At 51.3% G+C, this 13,807-nt stretch carries 12 protein-coding genes; 1 reads left to right on the forward strand and 11 read right to left on the reverse strand.

Annotated elements, in window-relative coordinates:
* Nucleotides 1-211: 211 nt before the first annotated feature.
* Both NST84_RS30025 and NST84_RS30030 read right to left on the reverse strand, forming a co-directional pair.
* Nucleotides 212-412, reverse strand: a complete 201-nt coding sequence (locus NST84_RS30025) for a cold-shock protein (protein WP_039878010.1) — start codon at nt 410-412, stop codon at nt 212-214.
* A 401-nt stretch (nt 413-813) separates the two neighbouring features.
* Nucleotides 814-2,064 carry a trypsin-like peptidase domain-containing protein gene (locus tag NST84_RS30030; protein WP_342563646.1) on the reverse strand — a complete coding sequence of 417 codons (1,251 nt, stop codon included), beginning with the start codon at nt 2,062-2,064 and terminating at the stop codon, nt 814-816.
* 377 nt (nt 2,065-2,441) lie between these two features.
* Between NST84_RS30030 and NST84_RS30035 the strand changes: the two genes are divergently transcribed.
* Nucleotides 2,442-2,648: a hypothetical protein gene (locus NST84_RS30035; protein WP_342563647.1), complete on the forward strand. Its 207-nt coding sequence runs from the start codon at nt 2,442-2,444 to the stop codon at nt 2,646-2,648.
* On the opposite strand, the gene NST84_RS30040 is transcribed toward NST84_RS30035, so the two are convergent.
* From NST84_RS30040 to dnaB, 9 genes are all read right to left on the reverse strand, one after another.
* Complete coding sequence (locus NST84_RS30040) at nt 2,617-3,423, reverse strand: MBL fold metallo-hydrolase (RefSeq protein WP_342563648.1); 807 nt, start codon at nt 3,421-3,423, stop codon at nt 2,617-2,619. The two genes, NST84_RS30035 and NST84_RS30040, sit on opposite strands and share 32 nt — an antisense overlap.
* Before the next feature lie 14 nt (nt 3,424-3,437).
* The gene (yycI, locus tag NST84_RS30045) at nt 3,438-4,190 is read right to left on the reverse strand and encodes a two-component system regulatory protein YycI (RefSeq protein WP_342563649.1); all 753 of its coding nucleotides are present in this window, start codon (nt 4,188-4,190) and stop codon (nt 3,438-3,440) included.
* A gap of 48 nt (nt 4,191-4,238) precedes the next feature.
* Nucleotides 4,239-5,516, reverse strand: coding sequence for a two-component system activity regulator YycH (gene yycH, locus NST84_RS30050; protein WP_342563650.1), 1,278 nt, complete (start codon nt 5,514-5,516; stop codon nt 4,239-4,241).
* Entirely contained in the window at nt 5,513-7,348 is a 1,836-nt protein-coding gene (walK, locus tag NST84_RS30055; protein WP_342563651.1) for a cell wall metabolism sensor histidine kinase WalK, read from the reverse strand. Before walK ends, yycH begins: the two co-directional genes overlap by 4 nt.
* Nucleotides 7,348-8,079: a response regulator YycF gene (gene yycF, locus NST84_RS30060; RefSeq protein ID WP_342563652.1), complete on the reverse strand. Its 732-nt coding sequence runs from the start codon at nt 8,077-8,079 to the stop codon at nt 7,348-7,350. Before yycF ends, walK begins: the two co-directional genes overlap by 1 nt.
* A gap of 137 nt (nt 8,080-8,216) precedes the next feature.
* Nucleotides 8,217-9,812 (reverse strand): M23 family metallopeptidase, encoded by a 1,596-nt coding sequence (locus tag NST84_RS30065; protein ID WP_342563653.1) that lies wholly within the window; start codon nt 9,810-9,812, stop codon nt 8,217-8,219.
* 339 nt (nt 9,813-10,151) lie between these two features.
* Nucleotides 10,152-10,763, reverse strand: a complete 612-nt coding sequence (locus NST84_RS30070) for a hypothetical protein (RefSeq protein ID WP_342563654.1) — start codon at nt 10,761-10,763, stop codon at nt 10,152-10,154.
* Between the two features lie 180 nt (nt 10,764-10,943).
* Nucleotides 10,944-12,230 carry an adenylosuccinate synthase gene (locus NST84_RS30075; protein ID WP_342563655.1) on the reverse strand — a complete coding sequence of 429 codons (1,287 nt, stop codon included), beginning with the start codon at nt 12,228-12,230 and terminating at the stop codon, nt 10,944-10,946.
* A gap of 214 nt (nt 12,231-12,444) precedes the next feature.
* On the reverse strand, nt 12,445-13,806 hold the full coding sequence (dnaB, locus tag NST84_RS30080; RefSeq protein WP_342563656.1) for a replicative DNA helicase: 1,362 nt from the start codon (nt 13,804-13,806) through the stop codon (nt 12,445-12,447).
* Between the last annotated feature and the right edge of the window lies 1 nt (nt 13,807).

Below are 13,807 nucleotides of genomic sequence, written 5' to 3' on the forward strand. Positions count from 1 at the left end.
CCTTCCTTATATGTCACATGCCTGGACAACAAGTAAAAAAGCATCTAGCGATGCCCTTGCAAGTTGCTGACTGACAAATCCTTTGTTACAGAACGTGTGCCCAGCGTTATTTTGCTTAGATCAAGCTGTGTTTACAAGGGTGAGTGACTTCTGATCTTTATAAAAAAAGACCGTCCCGACTTACGTGTAAGCAGGGACGGCGCTTCTATTATTACAGTTTTACAACGTTTTCGGCTTGTGGTCCACGGTTGCCTTGAACAACGTTGAATTCAACGCGTTGGCCTTCGTCCAAAGTTTTGAATCCTTCGCCAGTGATAGCGGAGAAGTGTACGAATACGTCGCTTCCGCCTTCAACTTCGATGAATCCGAATCCTTTTTCTGCGTTGAACCATTTAACTGTACCTGTTTGCATGTGTGTTACCTCCACAAATTTAAATTAATATGTTCTTTTTATCTTCAAACAAAGAAAAAATTCACACATTGAAAAGGGTTGTATTCCATTGTGACAGCCCTTTTCAATACGAGAATTAGGTATCAAATGTATTAATATTCTCATGTTACCACACCTTCGGAACAAAGGCAAGCTGGTCTTTCCGGAATTCTCCGTTTTTTACCTTATAAGGGTTGTCTTCCAATGTAAGGGCTCCCAATGAGAGATCAACCGGAATTTTCTATCGTTATTTCTTAATTACCCTGCTTATTCCGCTTTGAAACGTATGAAACGGAGCCGCCCCAAACTTTTTTTATTCAGGACGGCCTGGCCGCTTCACTCCTTCATGACTGCCTCTTCATTATATACAGCCTGTGCCGTTTTTATTCCACCGGCTTCTCAAGAAGTTTCACAGTCGTCTGCTTCAACTCCCCGTTCCGGTAATACGTAATTTTCAGTTCATCCCCGATCTCCGTCTGTTCATAGAGATATTTGCGCAGTGACAGCGTTGAGGTAATCGGCTGGTCATCAAACTTTGTAATCACATCATTGAACTGGAGACCTGCCTCCTCGGCTGGGCCTACTGCATCCAGTACAACAACCCCTTCTTTGACTGAAGTAGGCAGATTAAGCTCCTTCACCTGATCCTCAGCCAGCGGGACATAGGGATTACTCAGATCCACTGAATATACACCCAGGTAGGAACGTGAAATTTTGCCCTTTGAAGCCAGCTCATCTGCTGTCTTCATCACATGGTTGGCCGGAATGGCAAACCCGAGTCCTTCTACTCCGGTGTCAGAGATCTTCATTGTATTGATCCCGATCACTTTGCCGTTCAGATCAACAAGTGCCCCTCCGCTGTTGCCTTCATTGATTGCTGCGTCTGTCTGGATAACCTGCTGCTCCCAGTCATAAACCCCGTCCTGGTTCAGCGATACCGGAATCGTCCGCTCCGTATAGCTGACAATTCCGGAAGTCAGGGTATCCCCGAGACCCAGCGGGTTGCCGATGGCAATAACCGTCTCGCCCAAACGCAGCTTGGAGGAATCACCGATCTGGGCAACGGTTGTCACATCCTTGGCATCCATGGACAGTACGGCAATATCCGTAACCTTGTCTGCGCCTACCAAAACCGCTTTGTGCGTCACGCCGTCAACCGTCACTACTTCAAGCTTGCCCGAACCTTCAATGACATGATTATTTGTAATGATAAAGGCTTTATCATCGTCCTTCTTATAAATAACTCCCGATCCCAGTGCCGATTCATCGAGAATATTAAGTTCCTCGTTATCTTCTTTATGATTAATAATACTCACAACCGCTGGACGTACCAGTGCGGCAGCCTGAACAATCCGGTCAAACGGATCACCGCTGCTCGCCGTAACCTTCTGTCCGATCTGTGGTATATAGGCTTCCCTCTCCGCAGTGAACTGTCCTGTAACGAGACTGAACAGCAGCACGGCAACAACTGCACTGACTGCTGAGCTGATTACAGACACCTGCCATGTCGCCATCGTACGGCGGGATCTGTGAACCGTCCATTTCCTGCTGGTGAGCACTTTGCTTCTCTCCAGCTCTTTTCTTTTGCGGCGCGGTACTTTGGTTGAATAGAAATCGTCATCGAACAATCCCACGGGTACATCCTCTCCCCTCTATTGCTACTGCATCCAAGACTGAACGCCAAGCAACTAGCCCGGACTTCTCGCTTTCTCTTAGACTCCGCAGAGTGCTAAAAGGTTTCACTTTATTATATATACCGCCAAAAGTGCAGCTTATAAGCGCCAAGGGCCTCTGATTCTTGCAGATGACTACGAAAAGCACCGTGAGTCTCAGGAATATTTTGCAGCTTAAAAGAGTACAATAATAGAAGTAGTGCGTAACTGATGCTTATATCTGCCTTTTGCTTATAATTGTATCACATGCAGGCATACCGCCCACATTTTTATTGGAGTAACCTGTATGAAATTATTTACAGCATCAGTATCTGTTCCACCGGAAAGGAGCAAGTATTATGGAATCTTTTTCAACGAGCATGGATCTTGTGCAATTTATCGGTAAGCTCGGTGACCTCAAGGATGAACACTATCATTTGCTGCTGGTACAGAGTGCTCTGGTCGAGCTTATGATTGATAAGGGATTGTTCTCCCGTCAGGAGTTTGACCGCAAAATGGCCGAACTCGACCGGCTTATGGCTGGCTCACCTTATCCCATGGCGTAGGCCGGTCATAGTAGGTATCACATAGTTTAAACTCACTGTCTTTGTAGAAGCAGCCCCGGTCCTCCATAGCTCCGCGTACCGACATTCTGGCCAAGTCAATCATATTATGATCCAGGCTGAGATGCGCCAGATAGGTCCGTTTGGTCCGTCCGGTCAGAATCTCGCTTAACGCCGCCCCGGCCGCTTCATTGGAGAGATGGCCCATATCGCCAAGAATCCGCCGCTTCGTATTCCACGGGTAACGCCCCATCCGCAGCATCTCGATATCATGGTTGGCTTCCAGCACCAGCACGTCCGAGCCCTCCAGCGCCGCTCTGACTTTATCGCTGACATAGCCCAGATCTGTCGCTACGCACAGCTTCTCTTTGCCGTCATAGAAGTTATAGCCTACCGGTTCAGCAGCATCATGAGAGATGGCAAAGGACTCTACTCTCATACTGCCAAAATCACGATGCGTGCCGGTCTCGAGAAGAATCCGGTTATGCTCGGCGATTTTGCCTATTCCCTTGTCGATTGCCCCCCAGGTCTTGCTATTGGCGTAGATCGGCAGATCGTATTTACGCGCAACAGCCCCCAGTCCTTTTATGTGATCGGAATGCTCATGGGTAACCAGAATTCCGTCTATATCCTTGCCTGTCAGCTCGCGCATACCCAGCAGCTCGTCAATCCGCTTGGCGCTGAGCCCTGCGTCAATCATCAGTGTTGTTTCCCCGTTGCGTACTACTGTCACGTTACCGGTAGAACCGCTGGACAGCACTGTAAATGAAATTCCCATCTCTCCTGCTCCCTCTACTCTGTTGTCTTAGGACTGATAATGTCCGCACTGATCGCATCCACGTAATAGGCGCTGCCGTCCTCCAGCCAGAATCTCCACATCGGTGAAGCCACCTGGCTTTCAGAGTTAAACAGCTCCCCGTAATAGCCCAGTTCAATCTCCTTCACTACCGCATCCGCCGGAAAATATTTCTCGATCAGACTGCTGAGCGCCTGGGAGGCCGGAAGCACCTTTTGCACATCCTTATTTTCGTTGACGCTGCCCGCTGCTACAATTTCAATTTTCGGCGAACGGTAAGCAACGATTTTCTGGTTGCTGTTGATCAGCTCCAGCTTCACCCGGAATAAGGAGTATTTCTGATCCACCAGCGGGTGAAGGACGAACTTGCCGACTTCGCTTTCCTGGGAATCAAAACGGTAGCCTGCGATATCCGGAATCTCTTCCTGCAGGGCATCGCTCAGCTCTGAGAAGGAAGAGTACATCAGTCCGCTGTCAATAGGCTCCTTCAGCTGGACCGGAAGATCATGCTGCTCCTCCCCGGAGTAAATATAGGTGATATCAGGCAGCTGAGGCGTAGCCGCGGGAATCGGGCAGAGTACACGAATGCCCTTCTGTTCCATTACGGCCTGCGTCTCTGCCGAGAGGGAAGTAAAATCCAGGTTGGCAGTGGCCTGATCGCGCAGATCCATCCACAGCTGATAGCACAGCAGCAGATTTAGAACCAGAAAAGCGTAAATCAGCACACTTTTTGCTCTGCCCCAGTCCATACTTTCCCTCCTCTATGTTTATAACTCCGCAAATATTCATTATACCGTCTAGCTGATCGTAAGCACACTTCCATCATTTAGGGTAACCCGCCATACCGGTGTAAGGCGCAGCGTTTCCCGCTGCAGCACAGGTATATACGCCGGAATCAGATCCTTCACTGCAGAACCTGAGCTGATCTGGGTTAGCTTGGCCCTAAGCTCGTCACCACCGGGAAGCTCTACAATCCGCTTCACAGCCTGCTCTTCCTCTGTATACATCAGCGACCGCTCATAGGAAGAGACGGTGCCCTGCTGCAGCTCCAGAATAATAACCCCGTACTGCAGCTGCGGCCGGCTCATAATCGGATAAGAGCCGTAATACTGCTGGAATGATACCTTACGTTCCTGCTTTTCTTCTTCCGTGGAAGCCAGCCGGTACGTCCCGTTCCAGCCCCCGTGCTGATTAACGAAATCGACGGCCTCCAGTGCATCCTTCGCAGGCGTACTCTCCCCGGCCGGCAGCGCCGCAGGGTCACTGTAGCTCATCCAGTTGAGCTCCTGATCCACCTGGAGGCTGCGCTTGCTGTCGGTATAGATCTTGGAGCCGTCTTTTTCCGGAATGTACCGGGTGCTCCCCGCATCAAAGAAAAGATTGCTCTGCATCTGTTCAATGGTATACATTCCGGATGGAATCTCAGCCTCAACCAGCCCCAGCTTCTCTTCAGGCACATAATAATCTCCGTTCACCACCGTATAAGGGGTCCAGTTGATACCGAAGTCAACATGCTGCTGCACATCCTGTACGGTAAGATCCGCTTTGGCCGCCTCATACACAATATCACCTCTGGTGCTGAAAAAGACGGCATGCGCCTTGGAGTCATTTTTGACATTATAAATCCAGATCCGGTCAATGCTCTCTCCCTCAAACAGCGAATCCGGGGACAGCTGCATTACCCGCTGCAGCAGCGTAACCGGGATGCCTGAGCCGAAGCTCAGCTCAATTCCGGCATTCTCGCTGCGTATCTTGTCCCAGTCAAAGTCCCCAACTGAACGCCGCTGGAAGCTTTCAAAGCTCCGGCCTTTAAGACGGTTAAAGATCAGATCATAAAAGGTGGAATCAGGGTAGAACAGCGTATGCTTGTCCCCGCCCATATGAATAATCATCCGGTCGGGATAGAGCAGGCTTTCAACCTTTTCCTCCGGGCCCATATTATCGGTTTTTACATACAGATTCTCGGACATTACCGCTGAATCACTGCCCGGAAGCCGGTAGATCAGATAATAGCTTTCTACCAGACTGCCGAGAACCAGGACAGCAAGAATCCAGGTTTTGAGTCTTTCCCTCATCCCTCACTCCCCCTTTGCTGATTCAGCAGAGGCAGCGTAAATGTGACTAACGAGCCCTCGTTAAGCTCCGATTGCAGGGAAATCGAACCGCCGTGTGCTTTGACAATTTCCCGGGCAATTGAAAGTCCGAGGCCGGTGCCGCCCATGTTCCGTGAACGGGCCTTGTCCACCCGGTAAAAGCGCTCAAAGATACGCTCGATGTCCTTCTTGGGAATCCCGATCCCGGAATCACGTACGGATATGGCCAGCATTCCGTCTTCGCTTAGTACTGCCTGCAGACCGATTTTACCGCCCTCCGGCGTATATTTCAGTGCATTGGACACGAGATTGCCCAGCACCTGGTCAATCTGGTCACGGTCCAGCCAGGCCAGGGCGACATCCTTGTGCACGATCGTGCTGATGTGAATCCGCTTCTGGCGGATCTGGAACGAGAAGCGGTCGGCCACATCCTCCAGCATCTCGGAGATATCGGTCTGCTGGATGCGTAAGCTCGACTCCTTGGAATCGAGCCGCGACAGATGCAGCAGGTCTGTGACCAGCCGGATCATCCGCTCCGTCTCGTTGCGGATAACGCCAACGAACCGCACGGCCAGCTGCTGGTCATCCAGCGCCCCGTCATCCAGCGCTTCCACGTAGCTCTTGATCGTCGTCAGCGGGGTCCGCAGCTCATGCGAAACATTGGCCACGAATTCACGCCGTGACTCCTCCAGATTCTCCTGCTCTGTAACATCCTGCAGCACGGCAATCGTCCCCGCGATCCCGCCTTCCCGCCGGTGAATCGGAGTGAACGTTACCCGTACGATGTTCGGGTCTCCGCCGCCCATCGGTGACAGGTGAATCAATGCCGACTGGGCATTTCCCTCAGCAAGTGACCCTGTCTGCTCATGATCCAAGCCGAGCAGTTCATCAAGCGGAGCTCCCTCCGGCAGCGGACCTTCCGATCCCAGCATATCGGCAGCACGGGTATTCATCAGGATGACCCTGCCGCTCTCGTCGGTAGCAACCACGCCATCGCTCATATTGGTCAGAATAGAGGCCAGCTTCTCCTTCTCTTCCTCATTCTGCGACAGTGCCTCGCGCAGCCGGCCTGTCATATAGTTAAATGCCTGGCTCAGCTGGCCGATCTCATCGTTGCCAAACTCCGGCATCCTGCGGTTGAACTTGCCTTCGGCAAGCGCAGTGGCATGACGGGTCATCTCCTTAATCGGATGGGTTATCGTATGGGCCAGAATGACGCATAGTACAGCCGTCAGCGCCAGGGCCAGCAGCAGGCCGGAGAGAAATACGCTGTTAATCCGGCTCATCGTTGCATACAGGTCCTTCATATCAGCAGCGATATAAATGGCTCCGACGACTTTATCGCCGGCCAGCACCGGCTTCGCTACCACCTTTTTGCGCACATTATCATCAGCAATAATATATTCCTCATTGTCGCTGATCCCCTGCAACGCCCGGCTGACCACGGTCTGGGTATTGCGCTGGCCCACATAGTCATTCTGGGACGGAACGGAAGTCGTAATAATCTTGCCGCTCGCATCCAGCACCTGAATTTCCGCACCGTTAATGTACAGGTTGTTGACCATCCCGCGCAGGCTCTCCACCGCAGTCTCCTCATCCGTCGTTCCCGTTTCACTGCCCAGCTTATCCGCAGTCAGGATGGACAGCATCTCCGCCCGCGCCTTCAGATCCTTGGTGAAGTTCTCAGTCAGTGAGTTCTTCATCGAGCTGACAAAATAAACACCAATCAGCTGCATCGCCACCAAGATCAGCAGTACATAAATAATAGTCAGCCTGGCCTGGATTGTCCGGAAAAAGGACAGCCATTTCTTCATCACAGGCCCCCGCTTTTGGGGCTATGCATCAAATAACCCAGTCCCCGCCGGGTAAAAATGTACTCCGGCTTGCTGGGATTCTCCTCAATTTTCTCTCTCAGGCGCCGGATTGTTACATCCACAGTCCGCACATCACCGAAGTATTCGAATCCCCATACCGCCTGCAGCAGATGCTCCCGGGTCATGACTTTACCGGCATGGCGGATCATATAATAGAGCAGCTCATATTCACGGTGGGTCAGATCCAGCGGCTCCCCGTCTTTATAGACCATGTACATATCCGTATCGACGAACAGCCCGAAGTGCTGGACACCCTGCTTGCTCTCGGCTGTTTCATTAGGTGAGCCTGCTGATACCGGCTTATGCTGGCGCCGCATCTGAGCTTTAACTCTGGCCAGCAGCTCACGTGTGCTGAAGGGCTTTGTTACATAATCATCGGCCCCAAGCTCAAGGCCCAGCACCTTATCGATCTCCCCGTCCTTGGCGGTCAGCATAATAATCGGAATATCCAGATGCGCAAGGCGTACCTCGCGGCATACATCCATTCCGTCCTTGCCGGGAAGCATGAGATCGAGCAGCATCAGATCAGGCCGTTTGGACAATGCCAGCTCTACTGCGCTGTTGCCGTCAAAAGCGCAGATTACCTCATAGCCTTCTTTTTCTAAATTGAACTTTAAAATATCCGCAATCGGCTGTTCATCGTCAACTACCAGAATCGTCCCCATCTGCATATGCTCAGCTTCACCTTTCTCGCCATTCTTGTCATTGATTCTTTTATTTTAACATACCTGTCCTGGTGTCACATCCTACTGAGGGTAAATATAAAGCCGCCCGAAACGGTTTCGGACGGCTGGGTATAAAGAATGAATTATTTCAAATATTTCAGCGGATTGACCGCCGTACCGTTCTTGCGGATTTCAAAATGCAGATGGGTACCGGTTGAACGCCCGGTGTTACCCATAATGCCAATCTTTCCGCCTTGCTCAAGCCGTTGTCCGACAGATACGGATATTTTGCTCAAGTGCCCGTAATAAGTAACATAGCCGTTCTTATGATCAATAATAACTACATTGCCATACCCGCTCTGCACCCCGGCAAACGTAACCGTTCCGGAATCGGCGGCTTTAATGGTACGGTTACCCGATACGAGGTCTACTCCCTTATGGGAACGTCCCCAGCGTTCGCCGAAGCTACTGGTCAGCGTTGCGCCGCTGACTGGCCAGGCAAACATTCCTGTTGCTTCACCGGTAGCCTTTTTGGACTCACTGGCAACCTTTGTGCTTTTGGCCACAGCGGCAACCTTTGTTCCCTTGTAAACAACCTCAGGCAGAGAAGCCTTGACTACAGTCTGTCCCAGCCACTCTTCCTTGACGACCAGGCCGTTTTCCTTCGTTAACCGATACTGCATCTCCTTAAGGCCCGTCTGGCCGGGACGTACAACCTTCCTCCTGCCAGCTTCCAGCAGATCGCTGGTGCGGACTACAACCTCGGGTTCGGTAACCACTTGCTCCGATACCTGCTCGACCGTCACTACAGTAAGCTCCGGCTGCGGCACCGTCAGCTGCAGCTCATCCCCGATCTGCATCGTGAGCTCCTTCACTGTAGGGTTGTTGCGGAATATATCAGCCTGAGTGATGCTGAACCGTTTGGCAATTCCGGAAACGGTATCGCCTTCCTCTACAGTGTAGACAAGCGGCTGTACCTCGCCTTCAGTCAGCCTCTTAACAGCTTCCTCCAGTGTTAGCACCTTGTTCGGGTCAGCCTTGACCGGAACAATCGTTACATCTTCCTGAATGGAGGCTGAATCTACCTTCCCAGCATCCGCAGAAGCTGCCGTTTTGCTTGTTGCAGCCGTCCTCTTCAGCTGTGCGCCCGTTGTTTCCGCTGCCGCCGGAAGATAGTGCTCCTTCACACCCTGCAGAACAGCATTGGCTGTTTCCTGATCCTTAACAATGCCGATTGATTTGCCGTCTACAGTCAGCTGCACACCAACTGCATAGGCTTTGAGCAGGCTATCCAGCTTGTCCAGCGTAGCTGAAGTATCTACCTCCGGCTTATAAGCCGCTTCTTCCTTGGTAGTAATTCCGTCTGTCTGCAGAACCATCAAAGTATCCGGATACTTGGTCTGATATTCCTCGCGTTTCTGTTCAAACAGCTGGTTCAGCTCAGACTCCTGGCTGATCTTGCCGATTTCCTCGCCCTTCACCAGCACCTTGTAATAGGTGACTGTATTGGCGGCTACGTATTTCTTCTCTGCCCCGATTAGAAAAGCAGACAGAAGCACCAGCCCGGCAGACGCCGCAATCCAGGAACGCCGCAATCTCCGCGGTCTGGGTTCCTGATGAAAGACAATAGCTGCGCCGGAGGCACGGGTGCCCTGTTGACTCTCTGCACCGGATCCTGCGGATGTTTCTTCGCTGCCCCGCAGCTTCCCCATCCGGCGCATGAACTTAAATCCCTTCATGAAACTCTCCCTTTCAATCTGCCCGTTCAGTCCGCTTTGGAAGCGGACAAGCTTGTTTTGCGACCCCTTTTATATATTCTGCTGCATCTATTGTTCTCTCTACATTAGCGCGGATGATCATCTTGTATGTTATAAATATGACGAGTAAAAAAACTGAGCCTTTAAGCATCTAAAAGGTTACAAAAAATTAACCCCTTCTAGTCCTTTTTTACTGTACCATAGCCGGGAGAAAAATTTCAACTTTGTGTACACAGCAAAACCCGCGTTTATCGCGGGTTTTTATAGAGAATATCCGTTTTAAACAGGATTCCTGTGTCTATTGCGTGACAATTTTGAAAATTATGGATTTCCAGATGATTCTGGTGTAAGCATTTTCATCAAGAGCTCATATTCATCCTGATTTACGTATTTGGCAATAACCTCCTGTATTTCCTTAACTTCGGCTTCAGTCAGACCGTCCTCCATTGCCGTAGAGATCGCCTGCATCTCCTCCTGCGGAAGCTTTGTCATCAGAATATTGAAGATACCCACTTTGTCCTCTTCCGGTATACTATCCTTCATCTCACTCATGGCACCGGGCGTCATCACAAGCTGCTGATCCTCACCCGCCGCATCAGCTGTATCTTCCTCCGCCGGCTGTCCCATAACGGCTACAGCATCCTCTGGCACTTTCTCCTCGACCGCCTTATCGTCTTCTTTGGCCGGAATTTCTCCGGAATTCTCTTCATCCTGCTGGCCGGTGAGCTCACCTGAATCAGCCTTGCTGCCCATTCCCGTCAGACTCTTCACAAAGCCGCCGATCCCCGGCGCCGGGCTGTCCAGCTTAATATCAAAGCTTGCCAGCACCGACTGAATATAGGTATTCACCACATAGGCAGTGGTCAATACGGACAGCCCGCTGGCCAGTACAACAATCAGGCATATGCCAAGTGCACTTTTTACCAACTTCATCTTCATCGCTCCCTTGCACTCTGTCAGACTCCATCTCCGGAGAATTAGTCCTTTACCGCTTTATAATCCCAGTATTGACCATATTGCGCGGCGGGAAACGTATTAATGCTGAGCAGAGTGAAGCACTCAGGGAATGCAAAAAGGACCCCGGCAGGGGTCCTCATGATTATAAACGGTCTATTATACGTAAATCGGCAGCACTTGATTAGTCTGCTCCCGGTTTCGTCCAACCGAGAAGATAGCAATCGGAATACCTGTCAGCTCGGACACACGTTCAACATAACGGCGGGTGTTAGCCGGAAGGTCAGCCAGTGTTTTGGCACCGGTGATATCCTCACTCCAGCCAGGAAGCTCTTCATACACCGCTTCACACTCAGCCAGCATTTTGAGGCTGGCCGGATAGTGGGTAATGATCTCTCCGCGGTATTTGTAGCCTGTGCAGATCTTGACGGTTTCCAGTCCGCTAAGCACGTCCAGCGAGTTAAGCGACAATCCGGTAATTCCGCTTACGCGGCGGGCGTGGCGCACAACAACACTGTCGAACCAGCCTACACGGCGCGGACGTCCGGTTACTGTGCCGTACTCATGTCCGGTCTCGCGGATCGCATCGCCGGTTGCATCATTAAGCTCAGTAGGAAACGGGCCGTCTCCAACACGTGTAGTGTAAGCCTTGGCAACACCGATGACCTGCTTGATCTTCGACGGGCCTACGCCGGAACCGATACATACGCCGCCAGCAGACGGATTGGAGGAAGTTACGAACGGATAAGTTCCCTGGTCGATATCCAGCATGACACCCTGCGCGCCCTCGAACAATACTTTGTGATCAGCATCGATTGCATCATTCAGAATAACGGAGGTATCTGTTACATAACCGCGCAGCACCTCTGCATATTCCAGATATTTTGTCAGAATCTCTTCTACATCAAGCGGCTCTGCGCCGTATACCTGCGTAATTACCTGGTTTTTCTCAGTCACCAGATGACGCAGTCTCAGCTCGAATTCCTCGGCATCCATCAGATCAGCAATCCGGATACCGTTACGGGCGGCTTTGTCCATATAAGCAGGGCCAATCCCTTTGCGGGTCGTTCCGATCTTGTTCGGACCCTTGCGGTCTTCTTCCAGCGCATCCAGCAGCATATGGTACGGCATGATAACATGGGCGCGGTCGCTGATGACCAGATTCTTCGTATCAAAGCCATTTTCATGAATATAATTAATTTCTTGGATCAGGGCTTCAGGATTGATGACCATTCCGTTACCGATTACACAAGTCTTCTCTTTATAAAATACACCAGATGGAATCAGGCTCAGCTTGAACTTCTTACCGTCAATCAGAATCGTGTGACCGGCATTGTTGCCCCCCTGATAACGGGCGACCACATCTGCGCTCTCTGCCAGAAAGTCTGTGATCTTCCCTTTGCCTTCGTCTCCCCATTGTGTTCCCACGACGACTACCGTTGACATATTCATTCCTCCGTTGGTGCCAGCTTTAGCACCATTATTTATAATAATATGGGCTCTGTACAGCAATCTTATGTACGCAGCCCTCCGGACGCTATGCGGGTTTAACCCGCTAAAGCACAATAACCAGTGTAACAGCGGTACTTTTCAAAGTCAAATAAAAACGAACGATCACACAAGTAAATGTATGATCGTTCGGATATTGTGCTTAAACTGCCTAACCTGCAAACGGTTCGGCGTGCGCCCGCTCGTAGTTGACGAACTTGTTAAAGTTCTTCAAAAACACTAGCTCTACGGTGCCCACCGGGCCGTTACGCTGCTTGGCAATAATGATTTCAATGATATTTTTCTTCTCCGTGTCCTGGTTATAGTAATCATCACGGTACAGGAAGGCTACGATATCGGCATCCTGCTCGATTGAACCGGACTCACGAAGGTCACTCATCATCGGGCGTTTATCCTGACGCTGCTCTACACCGCGGCTGAGCTGGGACAGGGCAATGACCGGCACATCCAGCTCACGGGCAATCTGCTTCAGTGTACGGGAAATCTCGGAGACCTCCTGCTGACGGTTCTCCCCGGCCTTTCCCCGCCCCTGAATCAGCTGCAGGTAGTCGATGACAATCATGCCAAGGCCCTTTTCCTTCTTCAGTCTGCGGCATTTGGCACGGATATCGGTAACCGTAATTCCCGGAGTGTCATCGATGTAGATTTCTGACTCGCCCAAGGCCTGGATGCCCATCGTCAGCTTGGACCAGTCATCATCATTTTTGAATTCACCGGTACGCATCACATTGGCATCCAGATTCGCTTCGGCGCAAATCATACGCTGCACCAGCTGCGCTGCTGACATTTCCAGACTGAAAATAGCTACGGTCTCTTTGGCACGGACCGCTACATTCTGGGCTATATTCAGGGCAAACGCCGTCTTGCCGACAGATGGGCGGGCAGCAACAATGATCAGGTCATTGCGCTGAAAGCCGTTAGTCATATGGTCAAGATCGACAAAGCCGCTCGGGATTCCCGAAGTACCGCCTTTATTCTGATGGAGGAGCTCAACACGGTCAAATACCTCCATGACTACATCACGAATAGCGATGAAGCCGCTGCCGCTGCGGCGGTTGGAAATTTCCAGAATCCGCCGCTCGGCATCGCTCAGCATAATGCCTACATCTTCACCGCCGGTATAACCTTCGCTGACAATCTGCGTTGCTGTACGGATAAGCCGCCGCAGCATCGCCTTTTCTTCAATGATCTGGGCATAGTAGTCCACGTTGGCTGCGGTCGGCACTGCATGCGCCAGCTTAGCCAGATAGCTGACACCGCCGATATCCTCAAGCTCTCCCTTATCCTGAAGGCGGGAGGTCAGTGTAATCAGGTCAATCGGCTGGCTCTCTTCTCCGAGCTGCACCATCGCCTCAAAGATCATCTGATGCGGTTTGTCGTAGAAGTCTTCGGTTTGTACCCGCTCCATCGCTGTAATCAGCGCCTCATCATTGAGCAGAACAGCACCTAGTACGGCCTGCTCCGCCTCCAGATTCTGCGGGGGGATCCGATCGAAAAAGAGATCTCCACCCATT

This window comes from Paenibacillus sp. FSL R7-0345 (assembly GCF_038595055.1).
Lineage (GTDB): Bacteria > Bacillota > Bacilli > Paenibacillales > Paenibacillaceae > Paenibacillus_AQ.